Raw genomic sequence first — 265 nt, 5'->3', positions numbered from 1 at the left:
GATCCGGGTGTCGCTCTCGGCGCCGCCGGTGGAGGAGATCAAGGTCGGTAATCAGATCCTGGAGTCGTTGGGGCTGCGGGAGCGGGGGCTGGAGATCGTCTCGTGTCCGTCGTGCGGGCGGGCGCAGGTGGATGTGTACAAGCTGGCGGAGGAGGTCACCGCGGGGCTGGAGGGCATGGAGGTGCCGTTGCGGGTCGCGGTGATGGGCTGTGTGGTCAATGGTCCGGGTGAGGCGCGTGAGGCGGATCTCGGGGTGGCCTCCGGC

1 pseudogene is annotated in these 265 nt (G+C 69.4%); it reads left to right on the top strand.

Going from position 1 to position 265, the window contains the following annotated elements:
* Positions 1-265, top strand: a pseudogene (locus IF55_RS35740) (flavodoxin-dependent (E)-4-hydroxy-3-methylbut-2-enyl-diphosphate synthase); the annotation flags it as partial.

It is taken from the genome of Streptomyces varsoviensis, from assembly GCF_000718635.1.
In the GTDB taxonomy this organism is placed as follows: Bacteria; Actinomycetota; Actinomycetes; order Streptomycetales; family Streptomycetaceae; genus Streptomyces; species Streptomyces varsoviensis.
The sequence above is the reverse complement of the archived record's forward strand: the minus strand, read 5'-3'. Positions and strand labels throughout refer to the sequence as shown.